Source organism: Herbaspirillum seropedicae, assembly GCF_001040945.1.
In the GTDB taxonomy this organism is placed as follows: domain Bacteria; phylum Pseudomonadota; class Gammaproteobacteria; order Burkholderiales; family Burkholderiaceae_D; genus Herbaspirillum; species Herbaspirillum seropedicae.
The window spans coordinates 2169328-2191698 of sequence record NZ_CP011930.1; the positions used below are offsets into that span (position 1 = coordinate 2169328).

General features: G+C 62.0%; 24 protein-coding genes and 1 tRNA gene. 20 read left to right on the plus strand and 5 right to left on the minus strand.

Annotated elements, in window-relative coordinates; translation table 11 throughout:
* Nucleotides 1–88: 88 nt before the first annotated feature.
* The gene (locus tag ACP92_RS09500) at nt 89–1969 is read right to left on the minus strand and encodes a GGDEF domain-containing protein (RefSeq protein ID WP_041310532.1); all 1881 of its coding nucleotides are present in this window, start codon (nt 1967–1969) and stop codon (nt 89–91) included.
* 264 nt (nt 1970–2233) lie between these two features.
* Here ACP92_RS09500 and ACP92_RS09505 point away from each other — a divergent pair.
* Together ACP92_RS09505 and ACP92_RS09510 are read left to right on the plus strand one after the other, a co-directional pair.
* Nucleotides 2234–2323 (plus strand) — tRNA-Ser (locus ACP92_RS09505).
* Nucleotides 2324–2630: 307 nt separating this feature from the next.
* On the plus strand, nt 2631–4388 hold the full coding sequence (locus tag ACP92_RS09510) for a GGDEF domain-containing protein (RefSeq protein WP_013233913.1): 1758 nt from the start codon (nt 2631–2633) through the stop codon (nt 4386–4388).
* Nucleotides 4389–4396: 8 nt separating this feature from the next.
* Here the strand turns inward: ACP92_RS09510 and ACP92_RS09515 are convergent, their stop codons facing one another.
* Nucleotides 4397–5419 (minus strand): LacI family DNA-binding transcriptional regulator, encoded by a 1023-nt coding sequence (locus ACP92_RS09515; RefSeq protein WP_013233914.1) that lies wholly within the window; start codon nt 5417–5419, stop codon nt 4397–4399.
* 100 nt (nt 5420–5519) lie between these two features.
* Nucleotides 5520–5945, minus strand: a complete 426-nt coding sequence (locus tag ACP92_RS09520; protein ID WP_013233915.1) for a MarR family transcriptional regulator — start codon at nt 5943–5945, stop codon at nt 5520–5522.
* A gap of 156 nt (nt 5946–6101) precedes the next feature.
* Here ACP92_RS09520 and ACP92_RS09525 point away from each other — a divergent pair, with 156 nt between their 5' ends.
* Both ACP92_RS09525 and ACP92_RS25190 read left to right on the plus strand, forming a co-directional pair.
* A complete protein-coding gene (locus ACP92_RS09525) occupies nt 6102–7298 on the plus strand; it encodes an HPP family protein (protein WP_081441937.1) in 1197 nt (398 codons plus the stop codon).
* 74 nt (nt 7299–7372) lie between these two features.
* Entirely contained in the window at nt 7373–7498 is a 126-nt protein-coding gene (locus ACP92_RS25190; RefSeq protein ID WP_013233917.1) for a hypothetical protein, read from the plus strand.
* Nucleotides 7499–7572: 74 nt separating this feature from the next.
* On the opposite strand, the gene ACP92_RS24555 is transcribed toward ACP92_RS25190, so the two are convergent.
* Nucleotides 7573–7842 (minus strand): hypothetical protein, encoded by a 270-nt coding sequence (locus ACP92_RS24555; protein WP_156181770.1) that lies wholly within the window; start codon nt 7840–7842, stop codon nt 7573–7575.
* Nucleotides 7843–7864: 22 nt separating this feature from the next.
* Here ACP92_RS24555 and ACP92_RS09530 point away from each other — a divergent pair, with 22 nt between their 5' ends.
* Nucleotides 7865–8083: a DUF1289 domain-containing protein gene (locus tag ACP92_RS09530; RefSeq protein ID WP_041310534.1), complete on the plus strand. Its 219-nt coding sequence runs from the start codon at nt 7865–7867 to the stop codon at nt 8081–8083.
* Here the strand turns inward: ACP92_RS09530 and ACP92_RS09535 are convergent.
* Entirely contained in the window at nt 8077–8712 is a 636-nt protein-coding gene (locus tag ACP92_RS09535) for a Maf family nucleotide pyrophosphatase (protein WP_041310536.1), read from the minus strand. The genes ACP92_RS09530 and ACP92_RS09535 overlap by 7 nt on opposite strands.
* 187 nt (nt 8713–8899) lie before the next feature.
* On the opposite strand from ACP92_RS09535, the gene ACP92_RS09540 reads away from it, so the two are divergent.
* From ACP92_RS09540 to lepA, 15 genes are all read left to right on the plus strand, one after another.
* Nucleotides 8900–9400, plus strand: a complete 501-nt coding sequence (locus tag ACP92_RS09540) for a YceD family protein (protein WP_013233920.1) — start codon at nt 8900–8902, stop codon at nt 9398–9400.
* Between the two features lie 107 nt (nt 9401–9507).
* Nucleotides 9508–9690 (plus strand): 50S ribosomal protein L32, encoded by a 183-nt coding sequence (rpmF, locus tag ACP92_RS09545; RefSeq protein ID WP_006463510.1) that lies wholly within the window; start codon nt 9508–9510, stop codon nt 9688–9690.
* Between the two features lie 220 nt (nt 9691–9910).
* Entirely contained in the window at nt 9911–11008 is a 1098-nt protein-coding gene (gene plsX / locus ACP92_RS09550) for a phosphate acyltransferase PlsX (RefSeq protein WP_013233921.1), read from the plus strand.
* Nucleotides 11009–11025: 17 nt separating this feature from the next.
* On the plus strand, nt 11026–12012 hold the full coding sequence (locus ACP92_RS09555) for a beta-ketoacyl-ACP synthase III (protein ID WP_048348527.1): 987 nt from the start codon (nt 11026–11028) through the stop codon (nt 12010–12012).
* A gap of 73 nt (nt 12013–12085) precedes the next feature.
* Entirely contained in the window at nt 12086–13018 is a 933-nt protein-coding gene (gene fabD / locus ACP92_RS09560) for an ACP S-malonyltransferase (protein WP_013233923.1), read from the plus strand.
* Nucleotides 13015–13770, plus strand: a complete 756-nt coding sequence (gene fabG, locus ACP92_RS09565) for a 3-oxoacyl-ACP reductase FabG (RefSeq protein ID WP_013233924.1) — start codon at nt 13015–13017, stop codon at nt 13768–13770. The genes fabD and fabG overlap by 4 nt, the downstream gene beginning before the upstream one ends.
* A gap of 163 nt (nt 13771–13933) precedes the next feature.
* Complete coding sequence (gene acpP, locus ACP92_RS09570) at nt 13934–14173, plus strand: acyl carrier protein (protein WP_006463505.1); 240 nt, start codon at nt 13934–13936, stop codon at nt 14171–14173.
* Between the two features lie 33 nt (nt 14174–14206).
* Nucleotides 14207–15448: a beta-ketoacyl-ACP synthase II gene (fabF, locus tag ACP92_RS09575; RefSeq protein ID WP_013233925.1), complete on the plus strand. Its 1242-nt coding sequence runs from the start codon at nt 14207–14209 to the stop codon at nt 15446–15448.
* A gap of 81 nt (nt 15449–15529) precedes the next feature.
* Nucleotides 15530–16030: a protein YgfX gene (locus ACP92_RS09580; RefSeq protein WP_013233926.1), complete on the plus strand. Its 501-nt coding sequence runs from the start codon at nt 15530–15532 to the stop codon at nt 16028–16030.
* Nucleotides 16031–16121: 91 nt separating this feature from the next.
* Nucleotides 16122–16724: an RNA polymerase sigma factor RpoE gene (gene rpoE, locus ACP92_RS09585; RefSeq protein ID WP_006463502.1), complete on the plus strand. Its 603-nt coding sequence runs from the start codon at nt 16122–16124 to the stop codon at nt 16722–16724.
* Nucleotides 16725–16803: 79 nt separating this feature from the next.
* Nucleotides 16804–17502 (plus strand): sigma-E factor negative regulatory protein, encoded by a 699-nt coding sequence (locus ACP92_RS09590; protein ID WP_013233927.1) that lies wholly within the window; start codon nt 16804–16806, stop codon nt 17500–17502.
* Nucleotide 17503: 1 nt separating this feature from the next.
* On the plus strand, nt 17504–18520 hold the full coding sequence (locus tag ACP92_RS09595; RefSeq protein WP_013233928.1) for a MucB/RseB C-terminal domain-containing protein: 1017 nt from the start codon (nt 17504–17506) through the stop codon (nt 18518–18520).
* Between the two features lie 14 nt (nt 18521–18534).
* Nucleotides 18535–20013 carry a DegQ family serine endoprotease gene (locus ACP92_RS09600; protein WP_013233929.1) on the plus strand — a complete coding sequence of 493 codons (1479 nt, stop codon included), beginning with the start codon at nt 18535–18537 and terminating at the stop codon, nt 20011–20013.
* Nucleotides 20014–20106: 93 nt separating this feature from the next.
* Nucleotides 20107–20400 (plus strand): glutaredoxin family protein, encoded by a 294-nt coding sequence (locus ACP92_RS09605; RefSeq protein WP_013233930.1) that lies wholly within the window; start codon nt 20107–20109, stop codon nt 20398–20400.
* Nucleotides 20401–20577: 177 nt separating this feature from the next.
* The gene (gene lepA, locus ACP92_RS09610) at nt 20578–22371 is read left to right on the plus strand and encodes a translation elongation factor 4 (RefSeq protein WP_013233931.1); all 1794 of its coding nucleotides are present in this window, start codon (nt 20578–20580) and stop codon (nt 22369–22371) included.

Sequence of the window (22371 nt, forward strand, 5' to 3'; positions counted from 1 at the left end):
TGCGCTGCATGTGAAAACGGCTGCCTCTGGATGAGGCAGCCGTTTTTTTTACGTCTGGCTGGCGAAAACGTTTTCTTGAGGGCGCTGGCTAGGCGTCCTTGAGGGCCCACGAGAAGGTTGCCGGGATACGGCGCTCGATGAAGAGGCTGTTGCCGGGGATTTTCTTGGCCTGTTTCTTGGCCCGCGTGGCGGCCGAGGCGATCTGGTGCGGCGAGGAATATTGCGACGGCTCGATCTTGACCGCGCCCAGCGACACCGACACCAGTTTATGGAAGACCCGGTTGCCCTGGCGGTCTTCGGTGTAGTAGCCGCCGCGTTCGACGTCTTCGTCGTAGTAGAAGCCGCGGGTCTCGGCGTCGAAATTGTCCAGCATGCTGCGGCAGCGTTTTTCCCAGTCCTCGCTCTGGAACAGGATCAGGAAATCATCGCCGCCGATATGGCCGATGAAGTCCAGTTCAGGGTCGCAGGCCTGCTGCAGCACGCGGCCGGTGGCCTGGATCATGTCATCGCCCTTGCGGTAGCCGTAGACATCGTTGAAGGGCTTGAACTGGTCCAGGTCGCAATAGCAGATACAGAATTCCACGCCGCTTTGCAGCAGGTATTCGATGTGGTCGTTGATGGGCACATTGCCCGGCAATTGCGTGAGCGGATTGGCATGGCGGGCCGCGTCGATCTGCATCTGGGTGATCTCGCGCAGCAGGTCGTGGCCGGTGCCCAGGCCCATGTACTGGCCACGGTCGGTAATGATGAAGCCGTTGGAGAGGTGGTGCGACTCGGCATGCACCAGCAGGTTGGAGAGGTCTTGGAGGCTGGTGCTCTGCTCGGTCAGGATGGGATTGGGGTCCATGAAGAAGGCGCAGGACTTCTTGCCATACAGCTCGCGCCCGTACAGGCGGGCGAAGCGTTCGACCATGCTGTAGCGGTTGATCAGCCCGATCGGCAGGCCATTGCTGACCACCGGCAGGGCCTGCAGCTGGGGATCGTTGACGAACATGTCATAGACCGTGTCATTGCTCACCTCAGGGCTGACGTAGCGGGTCTCGCGCAACAGCTTGAAGACGGTGGTGCTGTGCTTGCCGGGGCCGTATTTCTTGGCGTCCAGCGGCACCTTGTCGCGCCGCAGGGTCTTGGTGACGTCGTCCGAGATCGACACCGGCGGTTCCGGCAGCGGGCGCGAGATGTGGTAGCCCTGGCCGCAGGCGATGCCCAGGTCGCGGATGGTCAGCAGTTCGGCCTGCGACTCGATGCCTTCGGCGATGACGATGGAGCCGGACTTCTCGGCGATCTCCTGGATCGAGCGGACGAACTGCAGCTTCATCGGGTCGTGGTTGATGCCCTGGACGAAGTGCATGTCCACCTTCACGTATTCTGGCTGCAATTCCGACCACAGGCGCAGGCTGGAAAAACCTTCGCCCAGGTCGTCGATGGCGATCTGGAAGCCCATGTCGCGGTAATGCATGGCGGCGTTGCGCAGCTGGGCGTAGTCGTAGGTGGGTTCGTTCTCGGTCAGTTCGATGATGATGCGCTGCGGGTTCACGCCCAGGGTATCGAGATAGCGCAGGGTTTCGCCCTGGATCGCCTCGGGCTGCATCAGCGCCCCGGGCGAGACGTTGAGGAACAGGTTGCCCGGCAGGCCCAGCTGGGCGAAGCGGGTCAGCACGATGTGGCGGCACAGGTATTCCATCTGTACCGACATGTTATGCGCGCGCGCGACCTTGAACAGCGCCAGCGGTGAATGCAGCGGGGTATTGGAAGGGCCGCGGATGAGGCCCTCATAGCCCAGGATCTCGCCATTGCGCATGCGCACGATGGGCTGGAACAGGGCCGTTAGCTTGCGCTGGGCGATGATCTCGTGCAGCAGCGAGAGCATCGGGTCCTCGGTCCCGGACATCGTACCTCCCGCAGCGCGGGCGATCAGGTCGGCGACTTCAGTACCGAGCGGGAAGGAAAGGTTGGAAAGGGGCGCCATCTGGCAGGTACCGGGTTGGAATGGTCGAAAGAACGGCAAATAGTTTACGGATGCTAGAAGTGATTTATGACAAGATGATGATGCCGGGCAGCTCTGCGCTAGGGGAGGTGAAAATTCCTTCACCGACGTTGCGTGCCGGGGCGGGGTTATCAGGTGGATATTATTTTTTTAAACTTTTTTTGTGAAAATAGTTCCACTCTGAAAATAGTTCTGCTATAGTCGCTGTCTTTGCTGCACCACGCAGTGAAACGACCGAAGTTAACCGGAGAGGTGGCAGAGTGGTCGAATGTACCTGACTCGAAATCAGGCGTACGGTTTCCCGTACCGTGGGTTCGAATCCCACCCTCTCCGCCAGTTGGCTCACATGTTGTAGAAGTTGTAGAGATAAGGCTCTGATTTTTCAGGGCCTTATTTTTTTATCTGTCGCTTTGGCAGGCTGCTCGAGGGGAGTGGCCGGCAAGGCGACGGCGTCATCATTGCCAGCGGCGCGTTCTCGTGGGGGGAGCGGGTCGCCAGGCTGTCCTCCTTCCCGCCTTACAGGGCGATCCGCGCGGCCGTCGCTGGCGTGGTGGCTATACACCCCTGCGCCAAGAAGCAGTGTCGCCGGCCCGCCGGCCTTGATATAGTCGTCCAACGCGTTTGCCTTCGTAGCGGATTCATCATGTCCCTGAATCGACTGTTCCGGCTCATTTCCATCGCCTTGCTGCTGCTGTTCCTGGCATTTGCAGTCTCGCTGGTCTGGACCGAGTGGAACAGCTATCGCAACGGCGCCAACAGTGTGCCGGCCTTGCGTACGTTCAGGCTGGCGCTGGTGGCGCTGGAAAAACTGTCGGCCGAGCGGGGACCGGCCAATGCCTTCATGGGCGCGTCGGCCAGCCAGCGGGAGGCTGTCGCCGACAAGCTCAAGAACGCCCGGGCCGAGACCGACGCCGCCTTGGCAGCCTTGCGCCAGGCGCTGCAATCGCATCCCCGGCTGCGCCAGTCATGGTCGCTGGACAAGGTCAAGACGGTCCAGCAGGCGCTGGAGCCGGCGCGTGCCGCCATCGACCGTATCGGCCGCCAGCCGGAGGCGGAGCGCAATAATGTCTATGTACTCTCGGCCGTGGGCGGCATGGTCGACATGATTCCACTGATGATCCGCGTGGCTTCGGAGCTTAGCAGCGAAGTCGATCATGCCGATCCGGAGTTGCGCGAGGGGCTGGCCGCCATCCGTGCCGCCGCCAGCTTGCGCGAATACGCCGGGCAGGTCGGGTCGCGGTTTACGCCGGCCTTGATCGCCCATCGCAAGCTGACCCAGGACGAGGTCATCGAGATCGGACGGCTCTACGGCCGCATCGAGTTGCTGCGCGGTCTGCTCAATACCCAGATGGCCAGCTACGTCCAGCGCCCGGAGTTCGCCCGCGCGCTGGAGCTGGTGGATAAGCAGTATTTCGACAATGGCTTCCAGTTCCTCGATTTCCTCTTGCAGACGGGTGTCGCCTCAGGCGACTACGGCCTGACCTCGGTGGACCTGTTCCGTTTCTACGTGCCACAGATGAAGTCCATCACCGACCTGCGCGATCTGCTGCTGGACGACATGATGGAGCAGGCTGAGCGCCACAACCGGCGCGCCCGTAACTACCTGCTGCTGGTGATCGCCGTGACGGTGGTGGCTTGCCTGTTCTTCCAGGTGCTGATGGTGCTGATCCGCCGCCGCGTGGTGCAGCCTCTGGTGCTGGCGACCGATCTGGTCTCAGGCCTGGTGGAGGGGCGGCTGGACCAGGAGATTCCGCAGCCCCGCTACGAGGACGAGATCAGCGCCATGATGCGGGCGCTCAAGGTGCTGCGCCAGCGCATGCGCGAACGCAACAGCCTGGCCCGCGAGCGCGAAGCGCTGATCACGCAATTGCAGACCTCTTCCAATACCGATTTCCTGACCGGGGTCTTGAACCGTCGCGCCTTCTTTACCCATGGGCAGCAGCAGATGACCGTCGCCAAGCGCTACGGACGCGAACTGGCGGTGGTGCTGTTCGATATCGATCACTTCAAGCAGATCAATGATTCCTACGGCCACCAGGCCGGCGACGCCATCCTGCGCGGTGTGGCGCAGTCGGTGTCGCAGCTCTTGCGCAAGGTCGATGTGTTGGCGCGTTACGGCGGTGAGGAATTCATCATTCTCCTACCCGAATCCAGCCTGCTGCAGGCGGCCGCCGCCAGCGAAAAGCTGCGCGCGGCGCTGGCGGCGGGTGAATTCGAAATCGATGGTGGTCGCCGCATTCGTGTCACGGCCAGCTTCGGAGTAGCCGCCGAAAACGGCGGGCCGGGGCTGGAGCATCTGATCAAGCAGGCGGACATTGCGCTCTACCGCGCCAAGAAGCTGGGGCGCAATCGCGTCGAGCTGGCCGGCGAGGAGGAAGGCGTGGAAGGGGCGGGGACCTGAGCCGTGGCTCAGGTGCTGTCGCGCTCCAGGATGGAGTAGCCCAGGTCGTGTACCGCCTGGTCCAGGGGATCGCCATCGAAACGGGTCAGCAGCATCTCGGCTGCGGTGAGGCCGATCTGGTGTGCGCTGATCTGTACCGTGGTCAGCGCGGGCAGCACTTCGGTGGCAATCTCCAGGTTGGCGAAGCCGGCCAGCGCGATGCGACCGGGCACGGCGATGCCGCGCCGTGCACACTCCAGCGCCGCGCCCGCAGCGATCACATCATTGCTGAAGAAAGCGGCATCCACTTCCGGATGCTGGGTCAGCAGGCGGCCGATGGCTTCGCGCCCGGCCTGCAGGAAGGCGCCCATGGGCATCACCAGATGCACCGGTTCGGCTGCGCCATGGTGGCGTAGCGACTCGCGCAGTCCGGCTACCCGCGCCATCCCGCGCGGGTCGTCGCCGCCCACGAAGGCCATGCGCCGATATCCCTTCTGGTACAGGTAGTCCCCCATGGCGCGGCCAGCGGCGTGATTGTCGAAGCCGGCCAGCATGTCGATGGGCGTGTCAGTCAGGTCCCAGGTTTCCACGACCGGGATGCCGGCCGCCTTCAGACGCTGGCGAGTCATCGGTGAATGCTGTACGCCGGTGAGCACCAGGCCGTCGACGCGACGGCCGATGAAGACTTCTACCAGTCCCGTTTCCGCTTCTTCCGAATAATTGGTCTGGCCCAGCAGCAACTGGTATCCCTGCATGCACAATTGTTCCGACAGCCCACGCAGCGTCTCGGCAAAGATGGAGTGGCTGATGGTGGGAACGATGGCTGCCACGATGCGGGTGCGCCGCGAGGCCAGTCCGCCGGCCAGCAGGTTGGGGATGTAGCCCATGCTGGCGATGAAGGCTTCGACGCGTTCGCGCGTGGCCGGCGAGACCTTTTCAGGGCTATTGATCACGCGCGAGACCGTGATGTGCGACACGCCGGCTGCGCGCGCGACGTCTTCCTTGGTCACGGCGCGCGTTGGCATGGCAGGGGGCTCGGGTTTGTGGCTCATCGTTGCGGTCTGTCAAAGAGGTTGCCGCAAGCATAACAGCAGCATGAGGGCAGCGCCCCCTGCGGACATCCACAGGCAGTCGCTGGCGCTGGGCCGCCTTCTAATCGCGGTCATTGAAGGCCGAGATGTGCGAGACCTGGAACACGCCGGACAAAGACTGCAGCTCATTGCGATGCAATTGCGCCAGGCGGTGCAGGTATTGCTCCCCCAGGGTGGTCAGGCGGACCTGGACCAGGCGCTTGTCGCGGTCATCGGGCGTGCGGGTGACCAGGCCGGCCTTCACGCAGCGTGTGACCAGCGCCACCACGCCGTGGTGCTGGGATTGCAGCCGCTCGGCCAGTTCGCTGATGCTGGCCCAGTCGCGGCCGGGAAATCCCTTGATGTGCAGCAGCAGCAGGTATTGCAGGGGTGTGAGCCCCTCGCTCTGGGCTGCCTCCTCCGAAAAACGCAGGAAACGGCGCAATTGGTAGCGAAATTCCGACAGGGCTTCGAAATCATCCTTTTGCAGGCGGGATGGGCTTGTCATGGCTGCTGGCTCCATCCTTGGATGGAGGTGGAGGACGGCTCGACAGCGGGGAATCGGGACATATATATCATCTTGTGATGTAATTGCGGTCTGGCTGGCGCAGCGGGTGGCGGTGCGCATGGCCAATTCGTATGAAACGTCGTCGCGGAAATGGATATGCCGGATTCTATCTCGCTGTGGTTCAAAAGTTTTATTCCTGCCAAGGCCAATGTCGATCGCTTCGAGCGCATGCGCTCCTGCGCTGGCAGCCTCTTTGGCATCCTGCTGGTCGGTATGGTCAGCTATGCGGTGCTGCCGCACAAGGCCGGCACGATCTGGCTGATTGCGCCCATGGGGGCGTCGGCGGTGCTCTTGTTTGCTGTGCCATCCAGTCCGCTGGCCCAGCCATGGTCCATCATCGGCGGCAACCTGTGCGCAGCGCTCATCGGCGTGACCTGCGCCAAGCTGGTGCCGGAGCCGGCCCTGGCAGCGGCCTTGGCCATTGCCCTGGCCATCGGTGCGATGTTCTATCTGCGTTGCATCCATCCGCCCAGCGGCGCGGTCGCGCTCACCGCAGTGTTGGGTGGGCCGGCGGTGCAGGCCATGGGGTATGGCTTCGTGCTCTCGCCGGTATTGCTCAATTCGGTGCTGCTGCTGGCCACGGCGCTGTTCTTCAACAATGCCAGCGGTCGCCGCTACCCGCATGCCCAGCAGAGCGCCGCGCCTCATCCGCACCATACGCGGGATGAATTGCCGATCACGCGGCTGGGCTTTTCCCATGAGGACCTGGACGAGGTGCTCAAGCGCTACAACCAGGTGCTCGACATCGGCCGGGATGACCTGGAAGAAATCTTCTTGCAGACCGAGATGCGCGCCTATCACCGCCGTTTCGGCCAGACCCTGTGCGCCTCGGTGATGTCGCGCGATGTGGTGGCGGTGGAGTTTGCCACCGGCCTTGATGAGGCCTGGCGACTCTTGCAGGCGCATCGCCTGCGCGCCTTGCCGGTCATTGATCGCGGCCGCCATGTCATCGGCATCATCAGTCGCAGCGATTTCCTGGAGCATGCCGGCGTGGAGGTGCATACCGGCCTGACGGCGCAATTGAGGGCGCTGCTGCATCGCGTGCCGCTGCTTCATTCCGACAAGCCTGAAGTGGTCGGGCAGATCATGAGCCGGCCGGTGGTGACGGCCCAGGTCGATACGCCGCTGCTGGAGCTGGTGCCGCGCATGGCTGATGGCCTGCATCAGATTCCCGTCGTCCAGGCGGACGGCAAGCTGGCGGGCATGCTGACCCAGTCGGACATGATTGCCGCCCTGTATGAAAAGAACCTGGCCGCGGCGCGCAGCGGGCCAAGCTTGCGCAGTGCGGCTTGACAGGTCGGGCGGGCAGGGGGATTCTGCTGCGATGGCGGCAGTCGCCGCTGGAGTGGACACGCAAGGAGAAGCTGATGAGAACCAAGGCGTTGCTGATGCTGCTGTCGGCCATGCTGGTGCTGCAGGCTTGCCAGCGCCAGGAGGCCAATCCGCCCAAGCCGGTCACCTCGGCGCTGGAAGCTTCGATGGATGCCGGTTGAGGGGGGTAACTGGATGGGGTGAGAGAGTAGGGGCGTTGATGGGGTGAGAGAGAGTAGGGGCGTTGATGGGGCTGTCAGATATTTTTCTTGTGAATATCTGCTATTGCCACAATAAAGCAGACGTGATGGGCGAGGATGACTATAGTTGCACCTGTCTCCTCCAATCTCCTCCTTAAGAAATTGGATTCAAGCCCGCACCTCTTGGTCGCGGGCTTTTTTTTGCCTTTTTCTTCTTTTGCCGTCGCGCTGGAGTGATTGTCCCTTCCGGCATCAGGGCCGGGGATGCGCCGCTTCTTGGTAAGATGGCGTGTGCAGCGCCGGGATCCACGGGTGCGCTGCTTCATGTCATTCGTTCAGAACACCTCAATGTCTTCAGCTTCCGTCTCCCCCTCGTCGCCCCAGCCCCTGCCTGAGCGGCCCGACACGCCTTGCGTGGCGGTCTGTTCCACGACCTTTGATGACGTCTGCCGCGGTTGCGGCCGTACCGTCGATGAGGTGGCGCAATGGGTCTTCATGGATGTGGAGCAGCGTGAGCGGGTGTGGCAGCGCATCCTGGCGCAGGGTTACCCGCGTCGCAATTACTGAGGCGCGGTCAGTCCGAAAAATCCCACGCCCGCCTGGCGCAGCATCGTGGTCAGGGCAATGAGCGGTAGCCCGGTCAAGGCAGTGGGGTCGTCGCTGCGGATGCTTTCCAGGATGGCAATGCCCAGGCCTTCGTTCTTGGCGCTGCCGGCGCAGTCGTAGGGTTGTTCGATGTGCAGGTAGGCATCGAGCTCGGCGTCGGAGAGGTCGCGCATGCGCACCAGGGTTTGCACATTGCAGAGCTGGGCTGCCTGGGCGGCGTCAGTGCGGCGGCCATCCCACAGACACAATGCGGTATGGAAGATCACTTCGCGTCCGCGCATCATCTGCAGTTGTCTCAAGGCATTGGCGTGATTGCCGGGTTTGCCGATCTGCTGTCCATCCAGCGTGGCTACCTGGTCCGAGCCGATCACCAGGGCGGCGCCAGCGCGCGCGGCAATGGCGGCCGCTTTTGCACGGGCCAGCCTGAGCGCGGTCGCTTCCGGCGTCTCGCCGGCCTGCGGCGTTTCATCGATATCTGGCGTCATGGTCTCGAAGGGTAGGCCCAGGCGCTCCAGCAGTTGTTTGCGGTACACCGAGCTGGAGCCCAGGATGAGGCGGGTGGTGGGAGCGGTGAAGTGGGAATGCGACATGGTCAGGAGCGGGAAGGGATGGGTTTGCGGGGTAATCGTCCTCATTGCCCGAAGATGGGCGCAGAAGCCTTGCATCAGGCCGCGTCAAGATATTTTTTGCGAGAAATTCGCAAACGCCGCGCTAAGGCTTTGACTGGTAAGGAAATTTTCTGTTATTATCGCAGGTTTTCCGGATTCTGCTTTGGCTATGAATGCATTTGTGATCGACGCGTTCGACTTCTGTCGGCTGAAACAGCAGGCACAGGGCGAGATTCCGGTTGCTGAATTAGGTCGTCTGGCGCAAGAGACGGTTGACCGTTCCGGCACGATTCGTTGGGCTCTGTCCGGCGATATCGACAAGCTGGGGCATGCTCAACTCAGTCTGGCAGTGTCGGGTGCAGTTAATCTGATCTGTCAGCGTTGCCTGACGGCATTGAATTTCGAGATTGATTCGAAGTCGCTGCTGGTATTGGCAAAAGATGAGGCCCAGGCCGACGCAATCGAAGAACTGCTCGATGATGACGAGATCGATGTCATTGTCGGTTCGGCAGCCTTCGATGTGAACTACCTGATCGAGGACGAAGCGTTGCTGGCTCTGCCGGTGGCGCCCAAGCATGACAAGTGTCCCGAGGGTGGTAGTGCGGCGGTCGAGGCCAAAAGTGCTGAACGGGCTTCCCCGTTTGAGGTACTGAAGAAGTTGAAGCAGTAATTGTTTGGGGATGTCTGGCAGGTGCCGGGCAGCGGCACAGCGGGTTTACGGAAACCTGGATCCGGTGTGTTAAAATTTTCAATCTTAAGTAAGGTTTAGGAGTAATCATGGCCGTTCAACAGAACAAAAAGACCCCGTCCAAGCGCGGTATGCACCGTGCACACGACTTTCTGACTGCACCCCCGCTGGCTGTGGAGCCGACGACTGGTGAAACCCACCTGCGTCACCACATCAGCCCCAACGGTTTCTACCGTGGTCGCAAGGTGCTGAAGACCAAGAACGACGAGTAATCTCATTCATTGAGCTTGCTGTTTTTGGAGAAAAGCGGCGCAATGAGCTTCTGTTCAAGGAGGTTCATTTTGCGCCGCTTTTTTATGTCCGCGACATCCGTGTGCGGATCCGCCTGCCTGCTTGCGTGAACCTTCATCTGGCGCATTGTCCGAGTGTGCCAGTTTGAACGGTCTCCAAACTGCCTCATAATGTGGGCTGGCAAGGCTCTGAATCAAATCGATGACAATCAAAATTTCAATCGACTGCATGGGTGGCGATCATGGCCCGTCAGTCACTCTTCCGGCCGCTGCCTCCTTCCTCAAGCGCCAATCTGATGCGGAGCTGATCCTGGTCGGCCAGGAAGCCGTGCTGCAGCCGCTGTTGAAGAAATACAAGCTGGCCGGCGAAGCCCGCATCCGTATCCACAACGCCACTGAAGTGGTGACCATGGAAGATCCGGTCGAGGTGGCCCTGCGCCGCAAGAAGGATTCTTCCCTGCGCGTGGCCGTGACCCTGGTCAAGGACGGGCAGGCCCAGGCGGCCGTGTCGGCCGGCAATACCGGCGCGCTCATGGCGGTGTCGCGCTATGTCCTGAAGACCTTGCCGGGCGTTGACCGTCCGGCGATCTGCACCATCCTGCCCAACCAGAAGGATGGCCCCACCTACATGCTCGACCTCGGCGCCAATGTCGACTGCGAGCCACAGCATTTACATCAATTTGCACTGATGGGCTCGGCCCTGGTGGCGGTCATGGAAGGCAAGGCCAAGCCGACGGTCGGCCTCTTGAACGTGGGCGAGGAAGACATGAAGGGCAACGAGTTGGTCAAGGCGACTGCCGGCCTGCTGCGCGCGGATCATGAGAAGGGTATCCTCAACTTCTACGGCAACGTGGAAGGCAACGACATCTTCGAAGGCACCACCGATCTGGTGGTCTGCGACGGTTTCGTGGGCAATGTGACGCTGAAGGCCTCCGAAGGCCTGGGGCGCTTCGTCAAGCAGGTGCTCACCAGTGAATTCAAGAAGGGCTTGGTCAACAAGCTGGGCGCATTGATCGCCTATGGCGCCATCAAGGCGCTGTCGCGCCGGCTCAATCCTTCCCGTTACAATGGCGCCAGCCTGCTGGGGCTGAAGGGACTGGTCTTCAAGAGCCACGGTGGCGCCGATGTGTATGCGTTTGAATGGGCCATCCGCCGCGCCTACGACGCGGCCAAGTACGATGTGCTGGCCCGTATTGCCGCCAGCATGGCGGAGCTGATGCCCCAGGGACAGGGGCGCACGGCCGAGGCCGCAGCACTGGCTTCCGAGCCGGCGCCGGTCTCGCTGGATCAACCGAACTAACAGAGCAAGAAGACGGCATGACCACTTACAGCAAAATCATTGGCACCGGCAGCTATCTGCCCGCCAAGCGCGTGACCAATCAGGAACTGGCGGCGCAATTGGCCGAGCAGGGCATCGAGACCTCGGACGAATGGATCGTCACGCGCAGCGGCATTTCCGCGCGCCACTACGCCGAGCCCGCCGAGCTCTCCAGCGACCTGGCGTTGCAGGCCGCGCAGCGCGCATTGCAAGCCGCGGGCCTGCAGCCCAATGATATCGACCTGATCATCATGGCCACTTCCACCCCGGATCACCTGGGTGGCTTCCCCAGCACCGCCTGTGTGGTCCAGCGCAAGCTGGGCATCACCAACGGTGCGCCGGCCATGGACGTGCAGGCGGTGTGCAGCGGCTTCGTCTATGCCATGTCGGTGGCGGACAGCTTCATCAAGTCGGGCGCCCACAAGAACGTGCTGGTGATCGGCGCCGAAGTGTTCTCGCGCATCCTCGATTTCAAGGATCGCACCACCTGTGTGCTCTTCGGCGACGGCGCCGGCGCCGTCGTCATGAGCGCCTCGCAGGAGCCTGGCGTGCTGGCCACCAAGCTGCACGCCGATGGCAGCCATGGCCACATCCTGTGTGTGCCGGGCAGCGTCGACAATGGCGCCGTTGCTGGCAGCGCCTACCTGTATATGGATGGTCCGGCCGTGTTCAAGCTGGCGGTGTCCTTGCTGGACAAGGTGGCGCGCGAGGCGCTGGAAGCGGCCAACATGCAGTCCACCGACGTGGATTGGCTGGTGCCGCACCAGGCCAACATCCGCATCATGCAGGGCACGGCCAAGAAGATGGGCCTGCCGCTGGAAAAGATGGTCGTGACCGTCGCCGAACACGGCAATACCTCGGCTGCGTCCATCCCGCTGGCGCTGGACCAGGCGGTGCGCGATGGCCGCATCCAGCCGGGCCACACCGTCATGATGGAAGGCGTGGGCGGCGGCTTCACCTGGGGCGCCGTGCTGGTGCGCATGTAAGCAGGGCGGGGCGGTTCACCGGGCCGCCTTCCGTAGCGTCTGCATTTTTATCCAACTTCAATCACATCCAAGCATGACAACATTTGCTTTCGTTTTCCCGGGCCAAGGTTCTCAGGCCATCGGGATGCTCAATGGTTTTGCCGACAATGACGTCGTTCGCCAGACCGTCGCTGAAGCGTCCGATGCATTGCAGTTCGACCTGGGCAAGCTCATCGCTGAAGGCCCCAAGGAAGACCTGGACCTGACCACCAATACCCAGCCCGTCATGCTGACGGCGGCAGTGGCCTTCTACCGCGCCTGGCTCGCAGCGGGCGGCAAGGCGCCGGCGCTGGTGGCCGGCCACAGTCTGGGTGAATATTCGGCGCTGGTCGCCGCCGGTGTGATCGCCTTCAAGGATGCCGTGCCGCTGGTGCGCTTCCGCGCCCAGGCCATGCAGGAAGCCGTACCGGTCGGGCAGGGGGGCATGGCGGCCATTCTCGGTCTGTCTGATGAGGACGTGCGTGCGGCCTGTGCCGAAGCCGCCCAGGGCGACGTGGTCGAGGCCGTCAACTTCAATGCGCCGGCCCAGGTCGTGATCGCTGGTCACAAGGCTGCGGTCGAACGCGCCTGCGACATCGCCAAGGCCAAGGGCGCCAAGCGCGCGCTGCCGTTGCCGGTGTCGGCGCCGTTCCACTCGTCGCTGCTCAAGCCTGCATCGGATCGCCTGCAGGCCTACCTGGCCAATGTGGCGTTTTCCGCGCCGCAGATCCCATTGATCAATAATGTCGACGTCGCCGTGGTCAATGATCCGGCTGCCATCAAGGATGCGCTGGTGCGTCAGGCTGCAGCCCCCGTGCGTTGGGTCGAGACCGTGCAGAAGATGGCCGCCGAGGGCGTGACCCATCTGGTTGAATGCGGTCCTGGCAAGGTCCTTACGGGTCTGACCAAGCGCATCAATGGCGATCTGGTGGGTGAAGCCATTGTCGACCAGGAATCCCTGAACAAAGTATTGGAGTCGCTGAAATGAGTGCACAGAATCTGCAAGGCCAGGTCGCCCTGGTGACCGGCGCATCGCGCGGTATCGGCCGCGCCATCGCCACCGAACTGGCCCGCCAGGGCGCCAAGGTGATCGGCACCGCCACCTCCGAGTCGGGCGCAGCCGCCATCACCGAGTACCTGGCTGCATTGGGCCCGGAAGCCGGCCGCGGCGCGGTCCTCAACGTCAATGACGCTGAGGCCAGCGTGGCGCTGGTGGAGCAGGTGCAGAAGGACTTCGGTTCGCTGTCCATCCTGGTCAACAACGCCGGTATCACCCAGGACCAGTTGGCCATGCGCATGAAGGATGAGGAGTGGGACAGCGTCATCGCCACCAACCTCACCGCCGTCGGCCGCCTCTCGCGCGCCGTGCTGCGCGGCATGATGAAGGCCCGTACCGGCCGCATCATCAACATCACCTCGGTGGTGGGCGAAGCGGGCAACCCCGGTCAGATGAACTATGCCGCCGCCAAGGCGGGCGTGGCCGGCATGAGCCGCGCGCTGGCCCGTGAAATCGGCAGCCGCAATATCACCGTGAACTGCGTAGCCCCTGGTTTCATCGATACCGACATGACCCGTGCCTTGAACGAGCAGCAGTCCGCCGCCATCTTGCAGCAGATTCCGCTGGGCCGCCTGGGTGCGGCCGAGGAGATCGCCTATGCCGTGGCCTTCCTGGCCTCGCCGCAGGCGGCCTATATCACCGGCACCACGCTCAATGTCAATGGTGGCATGTACATGGGCTAAGTAAGTCCTGGGGGCTTGATTCAAGTCCTTTTGGCGACTTTTGTTTGAAGTTAAGCTGCACTTGGCGCAATCTTGCCAGGAATAGTTAAAAGTAAATTTTCCGCGCGCAAACCTGCTAAAATGCGCGCACTTTTGTAACCTATCATCCCTCTGGAGGAACACTATGTCCGATATCGAACAACGCGTGAAGAAGATCGTCGCTGAGCAACTGGGCGTCGCCGAAGCCGACATCAAGAACGAATCGTCGTTCGTGGACGACCTGGGCGCCGACTCGCTGGACACCGTCGAGCTGGTCATGGCGCTGGAAGATGAGTTCGAAATGGAAATCCCCGACGAACAAGCCGAAAAGATCACCACCGTGCAACAGGCGATCGATTACGCCAAGTCGCAAGTCAAGGCCTGATAAGGGCTTTGGTCAAAGTTTCAGGAGAATTGCTTGAGCCGCACTCGTGAACGTCGTGTAGTCATCACCGGCCTGGGATGCATCTCGCCTGTCGGCAACAACGTCGCCGATACGTGGAGTGCCATCAAGGAAGGCAAGTCCGGCATCGCTACCGTCACCAAGTTCGACGCAACCCCCTTCACCACGCACTTCGCCGGTGAAGTCAAGGGCTTCAATATCGAGGATTACATCCCCGCCAAGGAAGCGCGTCATATGGATACCTTCATCCACTTCGGCATGGCCGCCGGTATCCAGGCCATGCAAGACAGTGGCCTGACGGTAACGGATGAGAATGCCGAGCGCATTGGCGTCATGATCGGTTCGGGCATCGGCGGCTTGCCGCTGATCGAAGAAACCCACGCCGAACTGACCAACCGTGGTCCGCGCCGCATCAGTCCCTTCTTCATCCCGGCCTCGATCATCAACATGATCTCGGGCAACTTGTCCATCAAGTTCGGTCTGAAGGGTCCCAACCTGGCGATCGTCACCGCCTGCACCACCGGCCTGCATTGCATCGGCTCCGCCGCGCGCATGATCATGTACGGTGATGCGGATGTGATGGTGGCCGGCGGCGCCGAATCCAGCGTTTCGCCGCTGGGCATCGGTGGTTTCGCTTCGGCGCGCGCCTTGTCCACCCGCAACGATGATCCGGCGACCGCCTCCCGTCCCTGGGACAAGGATCGCGACGGCTTCGTGCTGGGCGAGGGCGCTGGCGTGATGGTGCTCGAAGAGTACGAGCACGCCAAGGCCCGTGGCGCCAAGATCTATGCAGAACTGCTCGGCTTCGGCATGAGCGGCGATGCTTACCACATGACTGCGCCCAATCTGGATGGTCCGCGTCGTTGCGTGCTCAATGCACTGCGCGATGCCGGCGTGAACCCGGATGAAGTGCAGTACCTCAACGCGCACGGCACGTCGACCCCGCTGGGGGACAAGAACGAGTCGGACGCGATCAAGGCCGCTTTCGGTGACCATGCTTACAAGATGGTTGTCAATTCGACCAAATCCATGACCGGTCACCTGCTGGGTGGCGCCGGTGGCCTGGAAACGGTGTTGACCGTGCTGGCAGTGCACAACCAAGTGTCGCCGCCGACGATGAACATCTTCAACCAGGATCCGGAATGCGATCTGGATTACTGCGCCAACCAGGCGCGGGACATGAAGATCGATATTGCCGTCAAGAACTCTTTCGGGTTCGGCGGCACCAACGGTACCCTGGTCATCGGCAAGATGTAAAATGCATGACCCGGCTTCCCTGCGGAAGCCGGGTTTGTCGTTTTAATGGCGCACATTGCGCACTTCGCGCCCGGGCCTCTCATGTCGATAGCTGTCTCTGCGGATATCAAACCTTCCCGCCTGCTGCTGCTGGTCACTGGTTTCGCCTGCCTGTGCGTGGCGTTGACTGGCGTCCTGCTGTGTGTGTGGTTGCCGGGATCGTGGTCCTGGCCTGCGCGCATTGCGCTGGCGCTGGCCTGCATTATCGCCGCCGGCGTGGCGCTGCTGACGGTGTTGCGCGAGCGCAAGACCATCTGGCTGCATATTTCCGGCACCGGGCAGATTCGCGTGGTGGAACATCTGCTGGCCGCCTCGAGCCGCACCAAGCCACAAGTCATGAGCGCCGGTCTGGCGCAATTGCTGGCCGGCAGCACGATCTGGCCCGGCATGCTGTTTTTGCGGCTGCGCCTTGAAAGCGGCAAGACCCGCACTATCCCCGTCCTGTCGGATTCTGTTTCCGAAGATACATTCCGCGCACTTTCCGTGGCATGTCGTTGGCTGATCAGTCACAATACGGCCAAAGCCAGGATGCTGGAAAAGTAAGGTCGGCAGTCTTGAAAATTGCCGAGGTGGAAGCATCTGCCCCTGGCGATGACGATAAAACAATACTGCCATAAAAAACAAGGAACCCGGTTTGACGACAGAACGCGAAATAGACCAGCAGCTTGTTGAGCGCGTCCAGCGTGGCGACAAGAAGGCGTTCGAGCTATTGGTGGTCAAGTACCAACGCAAGCTGATGCGCCTGGTCTCGCGGCTGGTCCGCGACCAGGCTGAAGCCGAGGATGTGGTGCAGGAAGCCTTCATCAAGGCTTATCGTGCACTGCCGCAATTCCGCGGCGATTCAGCTTTTTATACCTGGCTCTACCGTATCGGTATCAATACCGCGAAGAACTATCTGGTCACCATGGGCAGAAGGGCGCCCACATCGACTGAAGCAGATGCAGAAGAAGCGGAAACTTTTGACGATGCAGACCATCTGAGGGACATCAACACTCCAGAGTCGATGTTGGCCACCAAGCAGATTGCTCAGACGGTCAACGTGGCGATGGAAGCATTGCCGGAAGAATTACGTACTGCCATTACGTTGCGCGAGATCGAGGGGTTGAGCTACGACGAAATTGCAGATGCGATGAATTGTCCGATCGGCACCGTGCGCAGCCGTATTTTCCGCGCCCGGGAAGCAATTGCCGAGAAGTTGCGTCCACTGCTGGATACGGCGGCGGACAAGCGCTGGTGATGCAGCCGCAAGGCTGTTGTTGAAAAAGCAAAATAACAAAGCGGGATATGGAACTAAGATATTTGCCGGGTGACTGCTCATGGATACCAAAGTAACAACCAGAGAACAGACCTCAGCCCTTGCCGATGGCGAGCTGAGTGCTGAAGAAATGACCATTGCCCTCGCGGGCCTGCGTTCCTCCAAGGATGCGCAGCAAGCGTGGGAAGACTACCACCGCATTGGTGAGGTGCTGCGTTCGGAGGAGATGGATGTGCCCCTGAGCGCCGGTTTCTCCGCGCGCATGAGCGCCTTGCTGGAGGCCGAACCGACCATCGTGGCGCCGCAATCCACGGCCGTTGAGCCCGCTCCTGTGGCGCAGCCGGCTGTGGCCGTGCAGGCCGCCAAGGCCGCTGCCAACGGCGATCATCGCGCCGCCCGTCCGGGTCGCCTGGTGCGCTTCCTGATGCCCAGCGCCGCTGCCGCAGCAGCTGCCGTCGCCGCTGTCTTCGTAGCCATGCCGCAGCAGCAGGCCATGGTGACCGCCGACGCCAAGGCGGTTGCGCCGGTCAGCCAGGTGGCCGTGGCGCCGGTCAATGTGCCTTCGGCGATTGCCACGGTGTCCACCACCAACGCCAATCCCCAGAACGTCACCCAGGTGAGTTCGCTGGCCCAGCAGGGTGAAGTCAAGCGCGATCCGCGCATCGACGACTACCTGTTCGCCCATCAGCGCTTCTCGCCCTCCTACAGCTCGGCGCAATACGCCCGTTCCGCAGCCTTCTCCACTGACGCTGACAAGTAATATGCGTCAAACGGGGCGTCTGTTAGGCGTACTGTGCTTGCTTCCCGCGTTGCTCTTGCCATCCGCCCATGCGGCGGAGGGCGAGCAGGCTTCCGCTTCTTCCTTGCTGATGGCGCAATTGCAGAAAATGCAATCGTCCGCCCAGCACCTGAATTATTCCGGTCGTTTCGTCTATCAGCAGGCTGCGCTGATACGCAGTTCACGTGTCACGCATGTGGTCGTGGGCAAGAATGAGCTGGAAAAACTCGAATTGCTCGACGGCAAGCCTGCTGAATTCATCCGCAGTAACGACGAGGTGGCCAGTTATCTGCCGCAATCGCGCACGATCCGGATGGAAAAGCGCGTCACCCGTGACGTCTTTCCCGCCATTGTCGATGTCCGTCCGCAGGACCTGGGTGCGCAATACCATCTGCGGGCCGGTAGCGACGAGCGCGTGGCCGGGCGCGATTGCCGGGTCGTCATGCTGGAGCCGCGCGATAAACTGCGTTATGGTTACCGCTTCTGGACCGACAAGGCCACTGGCTTGCTGCTGCGCGCACAGACGCTGGATGGCCAGGGCGAAGTGATCGAGCAGATTGCCTTCACCCAGATCGAGATTGGCGGGATTGATCGCGCCCGGGTCAACCCCACCTACAAGGACACGCATGGTTGGCATATCGAAAAGGCCGTCATGACGCCCATCGATCTGCCACAGTGGCAGGTCACGCCGCCGCCCGGTTTCCGCAAGATCCAGCAAGTGCGCCGACTGATGGCCGGGAGCGCGGCCGATGGTGCGGCGCCGGCCCAGAACCGGGCCGCCGAGCGTGAAGTGTCGCAGATCGTGTTTTCCGATGGCCTAGCCGCCATCTCGGTGTTCATCGAACCGGGCAGCCCGGGACGTGAGGAGGGCAGCGCCCAGCAGGGCGCCATGCATATCCTCGGGCGTCCCCAGGGGGACTACTGGCTCACCGTGGTGGGGGAAGTGCCGGCGGCCGCGATCCGGCAAGTGGCTGATTCCATAGAATTGAAATCCAAATAAAAGAGACCGTTGCAATGACACCCTTGAAGACTACCCTTGCCAGCGCCTTGCTGGCCGCTTCCGTATTTGTTGCCGCCCCCGTCGCGCTGGCCGCTCCGCCAGTGGCGTCGCCCGCTGTGGCTGCCTTGCCGGACTTCGCTGATATCGTCGAGCGCACCGGTCCGGGCGTGGTCAATATCCGCACTACCGAACGCGTGCGCCAGAATGCCCAGGGGCAGGGCGGTGTCGATGATCCGGAGATGCAGGAATTCTTCCGCCGCTTCTTCGGTATTCCCATCCCCCGCCAGCAACAGCCTGGCACGCCGCGCGGCAATGGCAAGCAGGGTGGCCAAGGGCAGCAGGAAGAAGTGCCGCGCGGGGTTGGCTCGGGCTTCATCATTTCGGCCGATGGCTTCATCATGACCAACGCCCACGTGGTCGAGGGCGCCAGCGAGGTCTATGTCACCCTGACCGACAAGCGTGAATTCAAGGCCAAGATCGTCGGCTCCGATACCCGCACCGATGTGGCCGTGCTCAAGATCGACGGCAGCAACCTGCCGCGCCTGAACATGGGCGACTCCGACAAGATCCGCGTGGGTGAATGGGTGTTGGCCATCGGTTCGCCCTTCGGCCTGGAAAACACGGTCACCGCCGGCATCGTCTCGGCCAAGGCCCGTGACACTGGCGATTACCTGCCGCTGATCCAGACCGACGTGGCCGTCAATCCGGGCAACTCGGGTGGTCCGCTGATCAACCTCAAGGGCGAGGTGATCGGCATCAATTCGCAGATCTATAGCCGCTCTGGCGGCTTCATGGGGATTTCCTTTGCCGTGCCCATCGACGAGGCGCTGCGTGTGGCCGATCAGTTGAAGGCCAGCGGTCGCGTCACCCGTGGCCGTATCGGCGTGCAGATCGGCGAGGTGACCAAGGATGTCGCCGAGTCGCTGGGGCTGGCGCGTGCGCAGGGCGCGCTGGTGCAGCGCGTCGAGGCCGGCGGCCCGGCGGAGAAGGCGGGTCTGGAGGCAGGTGACATCATCCTCAAGTACAACGGCGCCGCTATCGAGCGTCCCAGCGACCTGCCGCGCATGGTGGGTTCCACCAAGCCGGGCGCCAAGGCGACCGTCAGCATCTGGCGCAAGGGCAGTGCGCGTGACGTCAGCGTGACCGTGGTCGAGCTGGAAGCCGACAAGCCTAAGCAGGCCGAAGAGAAGAAGGCCAAGCCTGACAACGCGCCCAATTCCCTGGGTCTGGTGGTCAGTGACCTGTCCGACGCGCAGCGCAAGGAACTGAAGGTCGATAATGGTGTGCTGGTCGAGGCCGTCAGTGGTGCGGCTGCCGCGGCCGGCATCCGCCCGGGAGACGTCATCCAGCGCCTCAACGAAGTGGATGTGAAGGACGCCAAGCAGTTCGCCCAGCTCGTCTCCAAGCTGGACGCCAAGAAGCGCGCCGCCGTCCTGGTGCGTCGTGGCGATTCTTCGCAGTTCGTGCCGTTGCGCCCCAACGGCGGTAACTGATCCCTCGCAGCCCCCGGTGGGCTTGTGACGTCGAGGCTGCGATTCCGTGCGGATCGCAGCCTTTTTCCATCCGCTTGTCTGCTTGTCATTCTTATGTCGCTCACCTCGTCCCCGACCCCCTCCGGCTCCGATGCCTTGCAGTTCCTGATCTATTCGCGCAGTTACTGCCATCTCTGCGAGGACTTGCGAGGGGCCTTGCTGGCGGCGTTGGGAGAGACGGCGGCGCGGGTCGAGATGGTGGATGTGGACGCCGACGCCGCGCTGGTGGCGCAATATGACGAGCTGGTCCCGGTGCTGATGGGGTGTGACCGGGAAGGGCGGTGGGTGCAACTGTGCCACTATCATCTCGATGAGGCGGCCTTGCGCAAATTTCTTGCTTCCCGGTAATTGATGTCGCGCGTCGGCTGATGCTTTTCGGTGCGCCGGCGCGCCAGCCTGCACCGGAAAGTCGGGCTTGTCCCTCTGAAATCCGGTAAAATGCCGGGTCGAATAAGCTGTTGCAAAGGCGCTCGGCTGGGCACTGCCCGCTTCAGAGCGCCTTTTTTCATCGTTTCCAGTCTGTTAATGAACAATATCCGTAATTTCTCGATCATCGCCCACATCGATCACGGCAAGTCCACGCTCGCCGACCGCATCATCCAGTTGTGCGGGGGCTTGTCCAACCGCGAGATGGAAGCCCAGGTGCTGGATTCGATGGATATCGAGCGCGAGCGCGGCATCACCATCAAGGCCCAGACCGCAGCCCTGTCCTACAAGGCCAAGGATGGCCAGATCTACAACCTCAACCTGATCGACACCCCGGGTCACGTCGACTTCAGCTATGAAGTTTCGCGCTCGCTGTCGGCCTGCGAAGGCGCGCTGCTGGTGGTGGACGCTTCGCAAGGCGTGGAAGCGCAGACCGTGGCCAACTGCTATACCGCCCTGGATCTGGGCGTGGAAGTGGTGCCGGTCCTGAACAAGATCGACTTGCCGTCCGCCGATCCCGACAACGCCAAGAGCGAGATCGAGGACGTCATCGGCATCGACGCATCGGACGCCACTCCCTGCTCGGCCAAGACCGGCCTGGGCGTGGAAGACGTGCTGGAAGCCATCGTGGCCAAGGTGCCGGCGCCCAAGGGTGACCCGGAGGCCCCGCTGCAGGCGCTGATCATCGATTCCTGGTTTGACAACTACGTCGGCGTGGTCATGCTGGTGCGCATCGTCAACGGCACCTTGCGTCCCAAGGACAAGATCCTGCTGATGGCCACCGAAACCCAGTACCTGACCGAAAGCATCGGTGTCTTCACGCCCAAGTCGCAATCGCGTGAAGCCTTGACGGCAGGACAGGTCGGCTTCGTCATCGCCGGCATCAAGGAACTGAAGTCCGCGCGCGTGGGCGACACCATCACCCTGGCCAGCAAGCCCGCCCCGGCGCCGCTGCCGGGCTTCAAGGAAGTGCAGCCGCAGGTGTTTGCAGGTCTCTTCCCGGTAGAAGCCAACCAGTACGACGCCCTGCGCGATTCGCTGGAAAAATTGAAGCTCAACGACGCTGCGCTGATGTACGAACCCGAAGTGTCGCAGGCGCTGGGCTTCGGCTTCCGCTGCGGCTTCCTGGGCCTGTTGCACATGGAAATCGTGCAGGAGCGCCTGGAGCGCGAATTCGACATGGACCTGATCACCACCGCGCCGACGGTGGTGTATGAAGTGCAGCAACGCGACGGCACCCTGCTGATGGTGGACAACCCGTCCAAGATGCCGGAAGTGTCCAAGATCGAAGAGATCCGCGAACCCATCGTCACCGTCAATCTGTACATGCCGCAGGAATACGTGGGCTCGGTCATCACCCTGTGCACGCAGAAGCGCGGCATCCAGATGAACATGAGCTACCACGGCAAGCAGGTGCAGTTGACCTATGAAATGCCGATGGCCGAGATCGTGCTGGACTTCTTCGATCGCCTGAAGTCCACCTCGCGTGGCTACGCCTCCATGGACTACGAGTTCAAGGAATACCGCGCCGCCGACGTGGTCAAGGTGGACATGCTGATCAATAGCGAGAAGGTCGATGCCCTGGCCATCATCGTGCACCGTGCTGCGGCCCAGATCCGCGGCCGCCAGGTGGCCGCCAAGATGCGCGAACTGATCCCGCGCCAGATGTTCGATGTGGCCATCCAGGCCGCCATCGGCGCGACCATCATCTCGCGTGAAAACGTCAAGGCCATGCGCAAGAACGTGCTGGCCAAGTGCTACGGCGGCGACATCTCGCGTAAGCGCAAGCTGCTGGAAAAGCAGAAGGCCGGCAAGAAGCGCATGAAGCAGGTGGGCTCGGTCGAAATTCCGCAGGAAGCATTCCTGGCAATCTTACAAGTGGAAGACAAATAA